Genomic DNA, 16,177 nt, shown 5'->3' on the forward strand with positions numbered 1-16,177 from the left:
TGGCGACGTGGCTGACATTACCCGGATTGCGCGGGCACCGGCAAACACCACACCGCACAAGCTAACGAGACCATCGCGGCATAACATTTCGCGATCCAGAATATCCGAGGGAGTAATTGTGGTAGTAATTTTTCAGACATGAAAAAGCCCAACCTTTTCAGATTGGGCTAAGTCATTGAAGAATATGGTCGGGACGGAGTGATTCGAACACTCGACCCCTAGCACCCCATGCTAGTGCGCTACCGGACTGCGCTACGCCCCGACTAGGCGTGAATCTTGTTCCGCTTCTCAACGGAACGCTCAGGAATATATCGCAAGCTTTTGAAAACTGGAAGTATTTAAAAGCAGAAATTTATTTCTTGAGCACCACCAGAACATCTTCAAGCTCGGCGATCATCTGGCGGATCATCTGTTTGTACTGGGTTGTATCGTCTTTGGCCTCATCACCGGAGAGGCGCAGACGCGCTCCGCCGATGGTGAACCCCTGGTCATAGAGCAGCGCGCGGATCTGCCGGATCATCAGCACGTCTTGGCGCTGATAATACCGACGGTTTCCGCGGCGCTTGACCGGGTTGAGTTGAGGAAACTCCTGCTCCCAATAGCGCAGCACGTGCGGTTTTACCGCACACAGCTCGCTGACTTCACCAATGGTGAAGTAGCGTTTGCCCGGGATGACGGGTAGTTCGTCGTTATGACTTGGTTCCAGCATAAGCCTCAACTCGGGCCTTCAACTTCTGCCCTGGACGAAAGGTGACCACACGGCGAGCCGTGATCGGGATTTCTTCTCCCGTTTTCGGATTGCGGCCAGGCCGCTGGCGTTTGTCCCGCAGGTCAAAATTGCCAAAACCGGACAATTTGACCTGTTCGTTGTCTTCCAGAGCGTGCCTGATTTCTTCGAAAAACAGTTCGACCAATTCTTTGGCCTCCCGTTTATTCAGGCCCAGCTCCTCATACAGACGTTCCGCCATCTCAGCTTTCGTCAGAGCCCCCATACGTCACTTCCTTAACGTGGCGTTCAACCTGGTTTCGAGCGAGGTGAGGATATTCTGCGTTGCGGTATTCACCTCATCGTCATTAAGAGTGCGCGATGGATGCTGCCAGGTCAAGCCGACTGCAAGGCTTTTTCTATGCGGATCAATGCCTTTACCCTGATACACGTCAAATAGCCTGAGGTCCGTGAGCCATTCGCCTGCATTTTCACGGATTACGTCCACCACAGCGCTGGAAGCAACGTCACGGTCGGCCAGCAACGCAAGGTCACGACGCACTTCAGGAAAGCGCGATAACTCCTGGAATTTCGGCATTTTCCCCAGCGCCACTTCGGCCAGGACCAGCTCGAAAACGAAGACCGGACGATCAAGGCCCAGGGTTTTCGACAATTCCGGGTGAATGGCACCGACATAGCCGACTTCACGCCCGTCTCGTTCGATGCGCGCGGTCTGCCCCGGGTGCAGCGCCGGGTGCTTGCCCGGGACGAAAGTGAACGCGTCGAGCGCACCGGCGAAGCCCAGCACCGCTTCGACGTCAGCCTTGACGTCGAAGAAGTCGACGACATCGCGACCTTGCGCCCAGCCTTCCGGCAAGCGGCTACCACAGACGACACCGGCCAGCATCGGCTCTTGCTTCAAGCCTTCCAGCTGACCGACAAAACGCAGGCCGCTTTCGAACAGCCGCACGCGATCCTGCTGGCGGTTCAGGTTGTGCTGGAGCGACTTGACCAGGCCTGGCCACAGGGACGAGCGCATGGCGGCCATGTCGTTGGAAATCGGATTGGCCAGCAACAGCGGCTCGACACCCGGATTGAACAGCTCGAACTGACGAGGATCGATGAAGCTGTAGGTGATCGCTTCCTGATACCCACGGGCCACCAGCAGGCGGCGCAGTTCCGGCAGGTCGCTGCGGGCTTCAGCTTTGGCCTGTGGGGCCAGGCGTGCTTGCGGGTAGCGAACCGGCAGGCGATTGTAGCCGTACAAGCGGGCCAGTTCTTCGATCAGGTCGACTTCCAGGCTGATATCGAAGCGATGGCTTGGCACTTCGACGCGCCACTGCCCTGCCCCATCGGCGCTGATGTTCAGGCCCAAGGCGCTGAGCAGTCGTTCGACTTCGGCCGGGTCCATTTCCATGCCCAGCATCTGGGTGATGCGCTGGGCACGCAGGGTGACCGGGGCAATCTTGGGCAGGTGCTGTTCGCTGACCGTCTCGATGATCGGGCCGGCTTCACCACCCGTGATATCCAGCAGCAGGCCTGTGGCGCGCTCCATGGCTTCACGGGCCAGTTGCCAGTCCACGCCACGCTCGTAGCGGTGCGAGGCGTCGGTGTGCAGGCCATAGGAGCGGGCCTTGCCAGCGACGGCGATCTGGTCGAAGAACGCACTTTCCAGGAATACATCGCGGGTCGTCGTGGAGACACCGCTGTGCTCGCCGCCCATTACGCCAGCAATTGCCAGGGCACGGGAGTGGTCGGCAATCACCAGGGTGTCGCTGCGCAGGGTCACTTCCTGGCCGTCGAGCAGCACCAGCTTCTCACCCTCTTCGGCCATGCGTACGCGGATGCCACCGTTGATTTCGGCGAGATCGAACGCATGCAGCGGCTGACCCAGCTCCAGCATCACATAGTTGGTGATGTCGACAGCGGCGTCGATGCTGCGCACGTCGGCGCGACGCAGGCGCTCGACCATCCACAGCGGCGTCGGCTTGGACAGGTCGACGTTACGGATCACACGACCCAGGTAACGCGGGCACGCGGCCGGCGCCAGGACTTCAATCGAACGCACTTCGTCGTGCACGGCCGGCACGCTCGCAACCACGGGACGCGTCACTGGAGCGGCATACAACGCGCCGACTTCACGGGCCAGGCCGGCCAGGGACAGGCAATCGCCACGGTTCGGTGTCAGGTCGACCTCGATGCTTGCATCGTCCAGGCCCAGGTATTCACGGATGTCCTGGCCAACCGGCGCATCCGCCGGGAGTTCCATCAGGCCATCGTTGCCTTCGCCAATCTGCAGCTCGGCCTGGGAGCACAACATGCCGTTGGACTCGACGCCGCGCAGCTTGGCTTTCTTGATCTTGAAGTCGCCCGGCAGTTCGGCACCGATCATGGCGAACGGGATCTTCAGGCCCGGGCGCACGTTGGGCGCGCCACAGACGACCTGGAAGGTTTCCGCGCCATTGCTGACCTGGCAAACCCGCAGTTTGTCAGCGTCTGGGTGCTGCTCGGTGCCCAGCACCTCGCCCACTACCACACCGCTGAAATCACCGGCGGCCGGCGTGACGCTATCGACCTCAAGGCCGGCCATCGACAGGCGAGCAACCAGCTCGTCCCGACTTACCTGCGGGCTTACCCAGCCGCGCAGCCATTGTTCACTGAATTTCATCCTGCTCCCCTAATAGATTCGTTACGGACTGCGACCTAGGCCTTGTACGTAAAGTGCCTGCGCGACGATCATGCTGCGTTGAAAACAGGCTCGGAATGCTCATTTACAACCAGTAGACTCCGCTTCCTCGCCTGTTTTCGCCTTGCCTGATCGCCGCTCGGCGACTTTTCGTACAAGCCCTAGCGAAATTGCGCAAGGAATCGCAAGTCGTTGTCGAAGAACAGGCGCAAGTCATTCACACCGTAACGCAGCATGGCCAGGCGCTCGACGCCCATGCCGAAGGCAAAGCCCGAGAACTCTTCCGGATCGATCCCGGACATACGCAGCACGTTCGGGTGAACCATGCCGCAGCCCATGACTTCCAGCCAGCCAGTCTGTTTGCAGACGCGGCAGCCTTTACCGCTGCACATCACGCACTCCATGTCGACTTCAGCCGATGGTTCGGTGAACGGGAAGTACGAAGGGCGGAAACGCACGGCCAGTTCTTTTTCGAAGAACACCCGCAGGAACTCTTCGATCGTTCCTTTCAGGTCGGCGAAATTGATGTCGCGATCAACCAGCAGGCCTTCGACCTGGTGGAACATCGGCGAGTGGGTGATATCGGAGTCGCTGCGGTACACACGGCCTGGGCAGACGATGCGGATCGGCGGCTGTTGCGATTCCATGGTGCGGACCTGTACCGGCGAGGTATGGGTGCGCAACAGCATGTTCGCGTTGAAATAGAAGGTGTCGTGCATCGACCGGGCCGGGTGATGGCCTGGGATGTTGAGCGCTTCGAAGTTGTGGTAGTCGTCTTCGACCTCAGGGCCTTCGGCAATGCCGTAGCCGATGTGGGTGAAGAACTGCTCGATGCGTTCCAGGGTCCGGGTCACCGGATGCAGGCCACCGGAAGTCTGGCCACGGCCAGGCAGGGTCACGTCGATAGACTCGGCGGCGAGCTTGGCAGCCAGATCCGCCTCCTCGAACAACGCCTTGCGCGCATTGAGGACCTCTGTGACACGCTCCTTGGCAACGTTGATCAGCGCACCGACCTGCGGGCGCTCTTCGGCTGGCAGGTTCCCCAGGGTCTTCATCACCTGAGTCAACTCGCCCTTCTTGCCAAGGTAGTGAACCCGGATTTGCTCCAGGGCATTGATATCTTCAGCGCTTTGCACAGCCTCTAGTGCTTGAGCGACCAGCGCGTCCAGGTTTTCCATGTACAGACTCCAGATACGAAATAGGGGAAGAGCTTTAAGGCTCTTCCCCTATTTATGACGTTTGACACCTGGGCCTACAGATGTAGGCCCCGGTGACTGCCGGGGGTACTTAAGCCAAGGTGGCTTTAGCTTTCTCGACAATCGCAGCAAACGCCGCTTTTTCGTTCACTGCCAGATCAGCCAGAACCTTACGGTCGATCTCGATGGACGCTTTTTTCAGGCCAGCGATGAAACGGCTGTAGGACAGACCGTTAACACGAGCACCAGCATTGATACGAGCGATCCACAGAGCGCGGAACTGACGTTTTTTCTGACGACGGTCACGGTAGGCGTATTGGCCTGCCTTGATTACCGCTTGCTTGGCAACACGGAATACGCGGGAACGCGCGCCGTAGTAGCCTTTAGCAAGTTTCAGAATTTTTTTGTGACGCTTACGGGCAATGACGCCACGCTTTACACGAGCCATGAGTTACTTCCTCTATTCTTGATCCAAAAATTAACGAAGGCGCAGCATGCGCTCGACTTTTGCCACGTCAGACGGATGCAGCAAGCTGCTACCGCGCAGTTGACGCTTACGCTTGGTCGACATTTTGGTCAGGATGTGGCTCTTGAAAGCGTGCTTGTGCTTGATACCGTTAGCAGTTTTCAGAAACCGCTTAGCAGCACCACTTTTAGTCTTCATCTTTGGCATGTTCGGATACTCCGCATTCAGTTGATAAACATAATCGCAAGGCCTGCCGTGCCCTGGTGATTACTTCTTCTTTTTCGGGGCGATGACCATGATCAGCTGGCGTCCTTCCATCTTAGGATGCTGTTCGACCGAACCGTACTCGAGCAGGTCTTGTTCAACCCGCTTGAGGAGTTCCATCCCCAGCTCCTGGTGGGCCATCTCACGGCCGCGGAATCGCAAGGATACCTTGGCCCTGTCCCCATCACTCAGGAAACGTACCAGGTTGCGCAGTTTTACCTGGTAATCCCCTTCCTCCGTCCCTGGACGAAACTTGATTTCTTTTACCTGAATCTGCTTCTGGTTTTTCTTCGCCGCGGCAATCTGCTTCTTCTTTTCGAAGATCGACTTGCCGTAGTCCATCACCCGGCAAACCGGTGGGACTGCGTCTGCGGAAATTTCTACCAGATCAAGCTTGGCTTCTTCAGCAATACGAAGCGCTTCATCAATCGAGACGATGCCAATCTGCTCGCCGTCAGCGCCAATTAACCGAACCTCGCGTGCCGAGATATTCTCGTTGATCGGGGCTTTCGGTGCAGCTCGTTTATCTTGTCTCATTTCACGCTTAATAATAATTACTCCAAATCTGGGCGACCACGCCGGGAAACCGCTTGCGCGAGAAACTCAGCGAATTCGGCGACGGGCATCGAGCCCAGGTCAGCACCTTCACGAGTACGCACAGCGACAGTCTGCATCTCGACCTCCCGATCTCCAATAACCAAGAGAAAGGGAACCTTGAGCAAAGTATGCTCGCGGATTTTAAAGCCGATCTTTTCATTTCTCAAGTCGGACTTGGCACGAAATCCGCTTTGATTGAGAGTTTTTTCGACTTCGGCGGCAAAATCTGCCTGTTTATCAGTGATATTCATGATCACTGCCTGGGTCGGCGCCAGCCACGCAGGGAACGCACCCTCGTAGTGTTCGATCAGAATCCCGACGAAACGCTCGAACGAACCGAGGATCGCGCGGTGAAGCATGACCGGGTGCTTGCGGCTGTTGTCTTCGGACACATATTCAGCGCCCAGACGGATCGGCAGGTTGAAATCGAGCTGCAAGGTACCACACTGCCACACACGACCGAGGCAATCTTTCAGCGAGAATTCGATTTTCGGACCGTAGAAGGCCCCCTCGCCCGGCTGCAGGTCGTACGCAAGGCCCGCGCTATCAAGGGCGGCGGCCAGGGCCGCTTCGGCGCGATCCCACAGCTCGTCGGAGCCAACGCGTTTTTCCGGACGAGTGGACAGCTTCATCTCGACTTCGGTGAAGCCGAAGTCCCGATAGACGTCCATGGTCAGCTTGATGAAGGCGGCGGATTCGGCCTGCATCTGCTCTTCGGTGCAGAAGATGTGTGCATCGTCCTGGGTGAATGCACGCACGCGCATGATGCCGTGCAGCGCACCCGACGGCTCGTTGCGGTGGCAGGCACCGAACTCGGCCAGGCGCATCGGCAGCTCGCGGTAGCTCTTCAAGCCCTGGTTGAACACCTGCACGTGGCATGGGCAGTTCATCGGCTTGATGGCGTAGTCGCGGTTTTCCGACTGGGTGGTGAACATGTTGTCGGCGTAGTTGGCCCAGTGCCCGGATTTCTCCCACAGGCTGCGGTCCACCACTTGCGGCGTCTTGATTTCCAGATAGCCGTTCTCACGCTGGACCTGGCGCATGTACTGCTCGAGCACCTGATACAGGGTCCAGCCGTTCGGGTGCCAGAACACCATGCCCGGGGACTCTTCCTGGGTATGGAACAGGCCCAGGCGCTTGCCGATCTTGCGGTGATCGCGCTTCTCGGCTTCTTCGATGCGCTGGATGTAGGCCGCCAGTTGTTTCTTGTCCGCCCAGGCAGTGCCATAGACGCGCTGCAACTGCTCGTTCTTCGCATCGCCACGCCAGTAGGCGCCGGACAGCTTGGTCAGCTTGAAGGACTTCAGGAAACGCGTGTTCGGCACGTGCGGGCCACGGCACATGTCGACGTATTCTTCGTGGTAGTACAGGCCCATGGCCTGCTCGTCCGGCATGTCTTCCACCAGACGCAGCTTGTAGTCCTCGCCACGGGCCTTGAAGACTTCGATGACTTCGGCGCGCGGGGTGACTTTCTTGATGACGTCGTAATCTTTCTCGATCAGCTGCTGCATGCGCTGTTCGATGGCCGCCATGTCTTCCGGCGTGAAAGGACGCTCGAAGGCGATGTCGTAATAGAAGCCTTCGTCGATGACTGGCCCGATGACCATCTTCGCGCTTGGGTACAGCTGCTTGACCGCATGGCCGACCAGGTGCGCGCAAGAGTGGCGAATGATCTCCAGCCCCTCTTCATCCTTTGGCGTGATGATTTGCAGCGTGGCGTCGCTGTCGATGACGTCACTGGCGTCGACCAGCTTGCCGTTGACCTTGCCGGCCAGGGTGGCCTTGGCCAGGCCCGCACCGATGGATGCGGCGACCTCGGCTACGGAAACCGGGTGATCGAATGAACGTTGACTGCCGTCGGGAAGAGTAATAGTTGGCATGGCGCCTCCTCTCCTAGTGGTGACCCCTACCAAAGGTCACGTGGGTTGGGATGAGCCAGTACAAGATCCAGTCCAGGCCATTCAATGACGAACGCCTGCCTTACAGCGGCAGGAGCCTTGCGGCCAACCGGAAAACCGAACCAGAGTGACTGGGATTCAAATCAGGGTTATTTCGAACATTTGCCGCCGGGACGAGTTGTCATCCACAGCCTGGAAATACCCGAGCCCGGCATGCTAGCACAGATGAACGGTCATCGCCGCGCTGGAATTGAAGCAGGCGTAAATCCAGGGTTTTTATGCCAGAGTGCTGAACTGAACCGAGCGCAACGCCTCAGATATCAAGACATCGACCCGAAAGGAGCATCTTCGCATGCGTCTCAATACATTGTTTGCAGTAGTCGCCCCCCTCGCCCTGCTGCTTCCACTGACCGCCCATGCCGACTGGCCCAAAGGCGAGCGCGAAAAATACATGGCCCAATGCACCGAGGCGGCAACGCCCCAGATCGGCCCGGCCGCTGCCAAGGCTCATTGCGCCTGTGGCGCCGATGCGATCAAGTCCTATCCAGCCGCGGACATCCAGGCCTTGATGGACAACAAGGCCACCCCACAGCTGCAGCAAAAGGCACTGGGGGAGATCGCAAAATGCAAGGCCGACAACAAGGCGAAAAAGTGAGAAAGCAGGGTTCCTGAACAGGCCCGGCAGGGTTGAAAAGCTCTGATTTCAGGCTTTTTTGAACGATTTATTCAGGTTTTACAGCTTTTTTTATCGTCTTTACTTTCGGCTGAAAGCCTTTAAAACCGGGCCTTTCAGCGGGTAAAGGCAGTAAAGTAAACACGACTGATTGGCAAACAGCGCGTCTGGGGGGGTCCCAAATCGAACATTTCGACTATGATACCCGGGTGTGCCCAGTTGGCCTGAGCAGCACAGTACACTGAAAATATATGTTTCTTGGAGATACACCATGTCTAATCGCCAAACCGGCACCGTTAAATGGTTCAACGATGAAAAAGGCTTCGGCTTCATCACTCCTCAAGGTGGCGGTGACGACCTGTTCGTACACTTCAAAGCTATCGAAAGCGACGGTTTCAAAAGCCTGAAAGAAGGCCAGACCGTTTCCTTCGTGGCTGAGAAAGGCCAAAAGGGTATGCAAGCTGCACAGGTTCGCCCAGAGTAATTTCTCGGCGCACTAAAAAAACCCCGTCCATGTGACGGGGTTTTTTGTGGGCGATTGAAAACCGCCTGTCAGCCGCAGTTCACCCGGTTGACTACCAGGTTGGCATCGGTATTGAGGTTCAGGCGATCGGAGCGGTACTCAAGCGTCACCATGTCGTTGGGCTTGAGGATCCGGGCAATCTGCGCGCCGGCACGGGTACGAGCCTGCTCCAGCAATTGTGGCGAGGCCTGCTTGCCAATGGCGAACTCGGCGCCCTTTGCTTCGCAGCGGCTGTGACCGGTCTCGGTCGCCACGGGTTCGGGGGTCGATTCCGAGGTGCTGCTGCAACCGCTCAAGACCACAGCGGCCAACAGAGTACTCAATGACGCGAGCTTCCAAGGCATGAAGCCTCCTTTTTCGATAAATAAACAGAGAGCGTGCGACAACCCAAACGGCGCTTGGTTTCAACACCACAGCCCTCGGTCTGGCTCATCCGGAAAACCAGCAGTTTGCCTGAGCCGCTACCGCTGTTCAGACATGAATCGTGACTGGATATGAACGCCGCTCAATAAACGTCGATGTAATCGAACGGAGGATTGGGCCAGTTATCCTTCAGCGCATTGTAGATCTGCATGACCCAGACCTCGTCGCTGGCAGCGACCCGCCCGACATATCCCGAGCCCTTCGCCCAGGTCTCGAGCCGAAACAGCAAACCATCGATGTCAGCGCCACCGACCACACCCGAGGACAAATAGGCGATACCGCCCTTGGTCACGCGCAGCTGGGTATGCTCGTCATCACTGGCCGAAGCCAGTAATTGGCGAACCGCCTCGAGGGTCAGGCCATCCGGAGCGTTCAAATCGATCTGCACGGCGGGGCTCCTTTAAAAACAAAAAAAAGAGTGTCGCACAGCCCTCCTCCAATGCCTAAGTCGCAGTGCCAAACCGGGGGCAAAAATGCTTAACTCCACTTACAGCCCTCCAACTCGCGAGCCCTACCATGAGCACCGTCAGCATCGAAGCCACCATCAATGCCAAATGGTCGGAGGGCCATAGCTCCTATAGCCCGAGCAGCCCCGAGGAACTGGCAATCATCGGCATAGAATTGCTGGTGAGGGAACTGGGGACGGAGGTCGCCCGCAACTTCATCCAGCAGGCATTCGAACGCTACCCGAGCGTGGTCGACGCCGTGGACTGATACTCACGCACCCGCAGGCCCAACCTGCGGGCGCATAGCCAGGCAGGTTACTTGAGGCGCGCCAGGCGCTCGGTCAGCAGGTCGAAGAAGCCCTGGGCATCACCGTTTTCCACCCAGAACGCGTTCTTCGGTGCTTTCAGGCCATCGTACCAGTCGACGATGGTCTGCCCGAACGTCGGGCCCTCGCGACTGTCCACGACGACATTGACCGAACGACCAGTGAACAACTGCGGCTTGAGCAGATAGGCAATCACCGTCGCGTCATGCACCGGCCCGCCCGTCATCCCGTAGTGCTCCATGTCGCCCTTGACGTATTCGTTGAGGATATCGCCCACCAGCTTGCTGGCATTGTTGTTCAGCGCCGCGATCTGCTTCAGGCGCGCTTCGCTGGTGAGGATCTTGTGGGTCACGTCCAGCGGCAGGTACGTCAGCTTCACGCCGCTCTTGGCCACGACCTCGGCCGCCTGCGGGTCGGCGAACAGATTGAATTCAGCCACCGGCGTGATATTGCCGCCGTTGAAATGCGCACCGCCCATGATCACCACTTCCTTGATGCCCTGGACGATATCGGGCTCCTGCACCAGCGCCAGGGCCAGGTTGGTCTGCGGGCCAAGCATGGCAATGGTGATGCTGTGTGGCTTGGCCGCCTTGAGCGTGTCGATCAGGTAGTTGACGGCATTGCCTTCGGCCAACCCTTTCTTCGGCTCGTGCACGGTGACACCCGACAGGCCTTCCTTGCCATGGATGTTTTCCGCGTAGATCGGCGTGCGCATCAACGGTTTCGGCGCACCGGCATACACGGGCACGTCTTCGCGCCCCGCCCATTCCCGGGCCAGGCGAGCGTTGCGAGAGGTCTTGTCCAGGCGCACATTGCCGGCGACGGTGGTCAGCGCACGGATATGCAGCTCCTCGGGCGACGCCAGGGCGAACAACAGCGCCACCACGTCGTCAGCCCCTGGATCGGTGTCGATGATCAGGTCGATTTTTTCCGCCGCCTGGGCGCTCGTAGCAGTGATCAATGACAAAAGCAGCAGACTCCGGATCAGTTGATGCATTTTCTGAGCATAGCGGTGCATGGCGCACTCCTTGTGCAGGGTTGAAGAGGGTTAGAACGTCACTCCAGCGACCAGCACGATATTGCAGTACGGAGAGCACTCGCCTGTGCGAATGATCGCCCGCGCCTGTCGGCTGATGATCTTGAATTGTTCATGGCTGACCAGCTCCCGCTCGCCCAGCGCACCCTCGGCATGCAGCGCCTCCAGGGTCGTCAGGGCCGACGGTTGTTTATCGAGGATCTCCTCGGCCAGGACATGGCTTTGCACCTGCATTTCGCTGAGCACCACCTTCAAGGTACTGACAAAGTCAGGAATGCCATGGGTCAGGGCCAGGTCGATCAATTCGACATGGGGCGGCACGGGCAGGCCGGCATCACCGATGACCACCTTGTCGCCATGGCCCAGGGAAGCGATCAGTCGTGACAGTGCCACATTCAACAACGGCGTCTTTTTCATGATTTGAAAGCCTGTACTTCCAGCAACGTGGGGATTGAAGGCTGCGCGCCCGCGCGGGTGACCGACAGCGCGGCGGCGGCCTGGCCGAAACGAATCGCGTCGACCTCGCTTTTGCCGCTGGCCAGGGCTGCCGCGAAGCCGCCGACAAAGGTGTCTCCGGCCGCCGTGGTGTCCACTGCCTTGACCCGTGGGGCCGGGAAGTGTTCGAAGCTGGCGCCGTTGGCAAACATCAACCCCTGGGCACCCAGGGTTACGATCACCTTGCCGGCGCCAGCGGCGATCAGATGCGCCGCGGCGGATTCGGCGGTTTCCAGGGAGTCCACCGCCAGTTCGCTCAAGACCGCTGCTTCGCTTTCATTGGGAATCAGGTAGTCGATGCAGGCGTACCAGTCGGCCGGCAATCTCCGCGAGGCTGGCGCCGGGTTGAGGATGACGATTTTGCCTAACTCACGAGCGCGCTTGAGGGCGTGGCCGACGGTGGCATCCGGCACTTCGAGCTGGCAGATGACAACATCGGCGCTTTGCAGCACTTCATCGACACTGTCCAGGACCTCGGCGGTGAGCGCACCGTTGGCACCGGCGACGATAACGATCGCATTCTGGCTGTTGTCGTCGACGACGATCAGCGCCACGCCGCTGGCCCCCTCCACCACGCTGACCGCCTGGCAGTCGATGCCCTCGGCCAACAACCCGTTACGCAATTGTTCGCCGTAGGCATCATTGCCCACGCAACCGACCATCGATACCTGCGCCCCCAGGCGCGCGGCGGCCACCGCCTGGTTGGCCCCCTTGCCGCCCGGGATGGTGGAGAACGACTCGCCGATCAGTGTTTCACCACCACGCGGCAGACGCGGCGCCCGGGTTACCAGGTCCATGTTCAGGCTGCCTATTACCACTACTTTTGCTGGCATACATCACTACTCATCAATTCGGTTCAGCGGTATTGGGCGAATGTACCGGACAGCGGTGCAGTCGACTCTCGCAGGACAATACTCGGCGTCACGATCCGCTGCTCGGTGGCAAGGCCCGGCGTCGCAATTCGTCGCAGCAGCACTTCGGCCGCCATCTCGCCAAGTTGCAGGATCGACTGCCCTACCGTGGTCAACGCCGGGTAGACATAACGGCTCATCTGGATGTCATCGAAACCGATGACCGACAGTTCGCTGGGCACGCGCACGTTACGTTCAGCGGCGGCGCGCAGCACACCGATGCCGATCATGTCGTTGGCCGCAAAAATCGCGCTCGGCGGCTGCTGTTCAAGCAGTTGCGCAGCGGCGCGGTAGCCGCCGGTACTGGTGAAATCGCTCTCGAGCATGCGCTCGACGGGCAGCTCGATCCCGGCCTCTTTCAACGCACGGCAGTAACCGGCCAAGCGCATTTGCGCCACGCTGGTGTTGGCCGGGCCACCGATGAAGGCGATATCGCGGTGACCCAGCTCCAGCAGGTGCCGGGTCGCCAGGTAAGCGCCGTATTCATGATCGATACGCACCAGGTCTGCGTCGACGCCCTCGAGCCCGCGGTCGACGATCACCATGGGCGTGCGCACGTTGGACAGCCCCTCGGCCAAGCCGACATCACCGCCGGCGGACGCGAAGATCAGGCCATCGATGCGCTTTTCCAGCAGCACCCGCAGGTAGCTGCGCTGCTTGTCCGGGTTGTCGTCGGAGTTGCACAGGATCACGCAATAGCCGTTGCGCTCACAGTAATCCTCGATCCCCCGGGCCAACTCGGCAAAGTAAGGGTTGAGGCTGTTAGGCACCAGCAGGCCGATGGTCGCCGTGGTCTTGGCCTTGAGCGACCGGGCCACGGCGCTGGGCACGTAGTCCAGGCGCTCGATGGCCGCCTCGACCTTGAGCCGCACTTCCTCGCTGACCGGTCGCGTCTTGTTCACCACGTGGGATACGGTGGTGTAGGAAATCCCGGCGAGCGCTGCTACATCCTTGATCGTCGCCATGGTTCAGCCCCGCCGACTGGCGCGCTGGCTGCGATAGGTATCGAGCACGACTGCCACCACGATCACCGCACCGGTAATGATGCGCTTGGTCGGCTCAGTAGCGCCGATTTGCGCCAGGCCCGCCGCCAGCACGGAGATGATCAGCACGCCAAAGAAGGTGCTGATGACCGAACCGCGCCCACCCATCAAGCTGGTGCCACCGATGACCACGGCAGCGATGACTTGCAGCTCAAGCCCTGAACCGGCGTTCGGATCCGCCGCTTCCAGGCGCGAAATCTGGAACAGCGCAGCCACACCGGCCAGCAAGCCCATCAGGCTGAACACCAGGATCTTGTAAGGCTTTGGATTGATACCGGCCAGGCGCACGGCTTCTTCATTGGTGCCGATGCCGATCAGGTAACGGCCGAACACCGTACGGGTCAGCACTGCCTGGGCAATGAAGATCACCAGCAAGGCGATGATGAACGAAGGTGAGATGCCAAAGGCGATGGGATTGGACAGCCAGGCGAACGAGTCGCCGATGTAGGCGGTCCGGGAGCCGGTCATCTGGTACGCCAGGCCTCGGGCCATTTCCAGCACGCCGAGGGAGACGATGAACGATGGGATCCGCCACGCCACGGTGATCGAACCGGTGACCGTACCCGCCAGCGCCGCTACGGCCATGCCGAGCAAGGCCGATGGCCAGACGCTCCAGCCCCAGCCGAGCACGGCCACGCTGACCGTCGATGCCGCGAGCGCCAGCACCGACCCCACCGACAGGTCGATGCCACCGATGATCAGGATGAACGTCATGCCGACCGCCAGCACCATGAGGTCCGGAATCTGGTTGGCCAAGGTACTGAAGGTGTCATAGGACAGGAAATGGCTGCTCAGGGCCGAGAACAGCGCGACCATGGCCAGCAGCGCGCCGGCCAGGCCCAGGTAGGTCCCGAGACCATAGAAGTTGCCACTCGATTTGCCGACGGCAGGTGCGGTTTTCATGAAAAATCCCTAGGCGCTGCTTCATTGAGCAACGCATCACGTTTCTGGTAGCCGGCGAATGCGGCGGCAAGCAAGTCATCCTGGGTCCAGCTGTCGCGCTCGAAGGTGTCGATCAGGCGTCCGGCGGACAGCACGCCGATCCGGTCACAGATCAACATCAGCTCCCGCAGGTCGCTGGACACCACGACCAGCGCCTTGCCCTGGCGCGTCAGCTCGCCGAGCAGCGCATAAATGTCGAATTTGGCGCCAACGTCGATGCCACGGGTCGGCTCGTCGAACAACATGACCGCGCAATCGCGTTCGAGCCAACGCCCGATCACGACTTTCTGCTGGTTGCCACCCGACAGCTCGGACACCAACTGGGTCGGGCTGGAACTGCGGATGCGCATGGCATTGACCTGCCGCTGTGCCAAGGCCAGTTCAGCATCGCCATTGACCAGGCCGGCGCTGGAAATCTCCGGCATGTTGCCCAGGGCAATGTTGGCGGCGATGGATTGGGTCAGCAGCAGGCCTTCACCCTTGCGGTCTTCGGTGATCAACGCGATGCCATGGGCCACCGCATCGGACGGGGAGCGAATGCTCACGACCTGGGCCGGCGAACCCAGCGCCACCGTGCCGCTGTCGGCGGTATCGGCACCGAAGATCAGCCGCAACAGTTCGGTGCGCCCTGCCCCGATCAGGCCGGAGACACCGAAGATCTCGCCACTGCGCACTTCAAAGGACACGTCGCGGACCTTGTCGGAGCGTGTCAGGCCTTTAACCGTCAGCGCCGGCGCGCCGATCTGGCGTGGGCCCAGGTCGATATGCTCGCCCAGCTCCCGGCCGACCATCAGGGTCACCAGTTGCTCGCTGTTGTAGTTGGCCATCGGCTCGACGCAAACCAGGTTGCCATCGCGCAGTACGGCAATGCGCTGGGCGACCCGCGCCAGTTCTTCGAGGCGATGGGAAATGTAGATGATCGACACGCCGCGAGCCTGCAGACGAGTGATCTGCTCAAAGAGCATCTCGACTTCACGGGCCGTCAGCATCGCCGTCGGCTCATCGAGAATCAGCACATGGCAGTCGCCGATCAGGTTGCGGGCGATCTCGACCATCTGCTGGTGACCGATCCCCAGTTCGCCGACTAGCGTGTCGGGATCGATTGCATCCAGCCCCACCTGGGCCATGGCCTCGATGGCCGCCTTGCGCAATTGCTTGCGACTGATCCAGCCGCCGTGGTTGGGCAGGTTGTCGAGAAACAGGTTTTCGGCCACGGAAAGCGTCGGCAGCAGGTTGAGTTCCTGCATCACCATGCGCACGCCCAGCTCTTCAGCCTGGGTCCGACTGCCAGGACGATAATCCTGACCTTGAAACTGCATCTGCCCGGTCGTCGGCGTCACCAGCCCGCCGATGATCTTGGATAAGGTACTTTTGCCGGCGCCATTTTCGCCGGTCAGCGCCAGCACTTCACCGCGCATCAACGTCAGGTTGATATCGGTCAGTACAGGCTGGGCATAGGTCTTGCCGATACCGCTGACGCACAGGACAGCGTTCGGGTCGAGAACGGACATAACAAACTCTCCAATGCGCTCGCCCGGATGGGCGA

At 59.7% G+C, this 16,177-nt stretch carries 19 protein-coding genes and 1 tRNA gene; 3 read left to right on the forward strand and 17 right to left on the reverse strand.

The genetic code is table 11. The features are described from left to right. Positions 1 to 185 precede the first annotated feature (185 nt). The 9 genes from KI235_RS19970 to thrS all read right to left on the reverse strand — a co-directional run bounded on the left by KI235_RS19970 (position 186) and on the right by thrS (position 7,795). Positions 186 to 262: transfer RNA gene (locus tag KI235_RS19970), tRNA-Pro, on the reverse strand. A gap of 90 nt (positions 263 to 352) precedes the next feature. Then, positions 353 to 709, reverse strand: a complete 357-nt coding sequence (locus KI235_RS19975) for a MerR family transcriptional regulator (RefSeq protein WP_003179985.1) — start codon at positions 707 to 709, stop codon at positions 353 to 355. Beyond that, on the reverse strand, positions 690 to 992 hold the full coding sequence (gene ihfA, locus KI235_RS19980) for an integration host factor subunit alpha (RefSeq protein WP_002553164.1): 303 nt from the start codon (positions 990 to 992) through the stop codon (positions 690 to 692). The genes KI235_RS19975 and ihfA overlap by 20 nt, the downstream gene beginning before the upstream one ends. 3 nt (positions 993 to 995) lie before the next feature. After that, positions 996 to 3,374: a phenylalanine--tRNA ligase subunit beta gene (gene pheT, locus KI235_RS19985; protein WP_212795264.1), complete on the reverse strand. Its 2,379-nt coding sequence runs from the start codon at positions 3,372 to 3,374 to the stop codon at positions 996 to 998. Between the two features lie 179 nt (positions 3,375 to 3,553). Continuing rightward, positions 3,554 to 4,570 (reverse strand): phenylalanine--tRNA ligase subunit alpha, encoded by a 1,017-nt coding sequence (gene pheS / locus KI235_RS19990; protein WP_003203624.1) that lies wholly within the window; start codon positions 4,568 to 4,570, stop codon positions 3,554 to 3,556. 109 nt (positions 4,571 to 4,679) lie between these two features. After that, on the reverse strand, positions 4,680 to 5,036 hold the full coding sequence (rplT, locus tag KI235_RS19995; protein WP_002553161.1) for a 50S ribosomal protein L20: 357 nt from the start codon (positions 5,034 to 5,036) through the stop codon (positions 4,680 to 4,682). A gap of 30 nt (positions 5,037 to 5,066) precedes the next feature. Further along, positions 5,067 to 5,261, reverse strand: a complete 195-nt coding sequence (gene rpmI / locus KI235_RS20000) for a 50S ribosomal protein L35 (RefSeq protein ID WP_002553160.1) — start codon at positions 5,259 to 5,261, stop codon at positions 5,067 to 5,069. Positions 5,262 to 5,321: 60 nt separating this feature from the next. Beyond that, entirely contained in the window at positions 5,322 to 5,873 is a 552-nt protein-coding gene (gene infC, locus KI235_RS20005; protein ID WP_169432615.1) for a translation initiation factor IF-3, read from the reverse strand. Continuing rightward, on the reverse strand, positions 5,873 to 7,795 hold the full coding sequence (gene thrS / locus KI235_RS20010; RefSeq protein WP_003203626.1) for a threonine--tRNA ligase: 1,923 nt from the start codon (positions 7,793 to 7,795) through the stop codon (positions 5,873 to 5,875). Before thrS ends, infC begins: the two co-directional genes overlap by 1 nt. 370 nt (positions 7,796 to 8,165) lie before the next feature. On the opposite strand from thrS, the gene KI235_RS20015 reads away from it, so the two are divergent. Both KI235_RS20015 and KI235_RS20020 read left to right on the forward strand, forming a co-directional pair. Continuing rightward, positions 8,166 to 8,468 (forward strand): hypothetical protein, encoded by a 303-nt coding sequence (locus tag KI235_RS20015; protein ID WP_003203628.1) that lies wholly within the window; start codon positions 8,166 to 8,168, stop codon positions 8,466 to 8,468. A gap of 289 nt (positions 8,469 to 8,757) precedes the next feature. Beyond that, entirely contained in the window at positions 8,758 to 8,970 is a 213-nt protein-coding gene (locus KI235_RS20020; protein WP_003179963.1) for a cold-shock protein, read from the forward strand. A gap of 68 nt (positions 8,971 to 9,038) precedes the next feature. Here KI235_RS20020 and KI235_RS20025 read toward each other — a convergent pair whose 3' ends face one another. Both KI235_RS20025 and KI235_RS20030 read right to left on the reverse strand, forming a co-directional pair. Next, entirely contained in the window at positions 9,039 to 9,353 is a 315-nt protein-coding gene (locus KI235_RS20025; RefSeq protein ID WP_003203630.1) for an I78 family peptidase inhibitor, read from the reverse strand. A 161-nt stretch (positions 9,354 to 9,514) separates the two neighbouring features. Further along, positions 9,515 to 9,820, reverse strand: a complete 306-nt coding sequence (locus KI235_RS20030) for a hypothetical protein (RefSeq protein WP_003203632.1) — start codon at positions 9,818 to 9,820, stop codon at positions 9,515 to 9,517. Positions 9,821 to 9,948: 128 nt separating this feature from the next. Here KI235_RS20030 and KI235_RS20035 point away from each other — a divergent pair, with 128 nt between their 5' ends. Further along, complete coding sequence (locus tag KI235_RS20035; protein WP_003203634.1) at positions 9,949 to 10,146, forward strand: hypothetical protein; 198 nt, start codon at positions 9,949 to 9,951, stop codon at positions 10,144 to 10,146. Positions 10,147 to 10,193: 47 nt separating this feature from the next. Here KI235_RS20035 and KI235_RS20040 read toward each other — a convergent pair whose 3' ends face one another. The 6 genes from KI235_RS20040 to KI235_RS20065 are packed head-to-tail and all read right to left on the reverse strand — an operon-like array spanning position 10,194 to position 16,142. Continuing rightward, positions 10,194 to 11,222 (reverse strand): nucleoside hydrolase, encoded by a 1,029-nt coding sequence (locus KI235_RS20040; RefSeq protein ID WP_003203636.1) that lies wholly within the window; start codon positions 11,220 to 11,222, stop codon positions 10,194 to 10,196. Between the two features lie 30 nt (positions 11,223 to 11,252). Then, positions 11,253 to 11,657 carry a D-ribose pyranase gene (gene rbsD, locus KI235_RS20045; protein ID WP_003203638.1) on the reverse strand — a complete coding sequence of 135 codons (405 nt, stop codon included), beginning with the start codon at positions 11,655 to 11,657 and terminating at the stop codon, positions 11,253 to 11,255. Then, complete coding sequence (gene rbsK, locus KI235_RS20050; RefSeq protein ID WP_028236732.1) at positions 11,654 to 12,568, reverse strand: ribokinase; 915 nt, start codon at positions 12,566 to 12,568, stop codon at positions 11,654 to 11,656. The genes rbsD and rbsK overlap by 4 nt, the downstream gene beginning before the upstream one ends. Before the next feature lie 23 nt (positions 12,569 to 12,591). After that, positions 12,592 to 13,611 carry a LacI family DNA-binding transcriptional regulator gene (locus KI235_RS20055; RefSeq protein WP_013693779.1) on the reverse strand — a complete coding sequence of 340 codons (1,020 nt, stop codon included), beginning with the start codon at positions 13,609 to 13,611 and terminating at the stop codon, positions 12,592 to 12,594. Between the two features lie 3 nt (positions 13,612 to 13,614). Then, positions 13,615 to 14,592, reverse strand: a complete 978-nt coding sequence (locus tag KI235_RS20060; RefSeq protein WP_003203644.1) for an ABC transporter permease — start codon at positions 14,590 to 14,592, stop codon at positions 13,615 to 13,617. Continuing rightward, positions 14,589 to 16,142 carry a sugar ABC transporter ATP-binding protein gene (locus KI235_RS20065; RefSeq protein WP_212795265.1) on the reverse strand — a complete coding sequence of 518 codons (1,554 nt, stop codon included), beginning with the start codon at positions 16,140 to 16,142 and terminating at the stop codon, positions 14,589 to 14,591. The genes KI235_RS20060 and KI235_RS20065 overlap by 4 nt, the downstream gene beginning before the upstream one ends. Positions 16,143 to 16,177 lie beyond the last annotated feature (35 nt).

The organism is Pseudomonas sp. St386, assembly GCF_018325865.1.
Lineage (GTDB): Bacteria > Pseudomonadota > Gammaproteobacteria > Pseudomonadales > Pseudomonadaceae > Aquipseudomonas > Aquipseudomonas brassicacearum.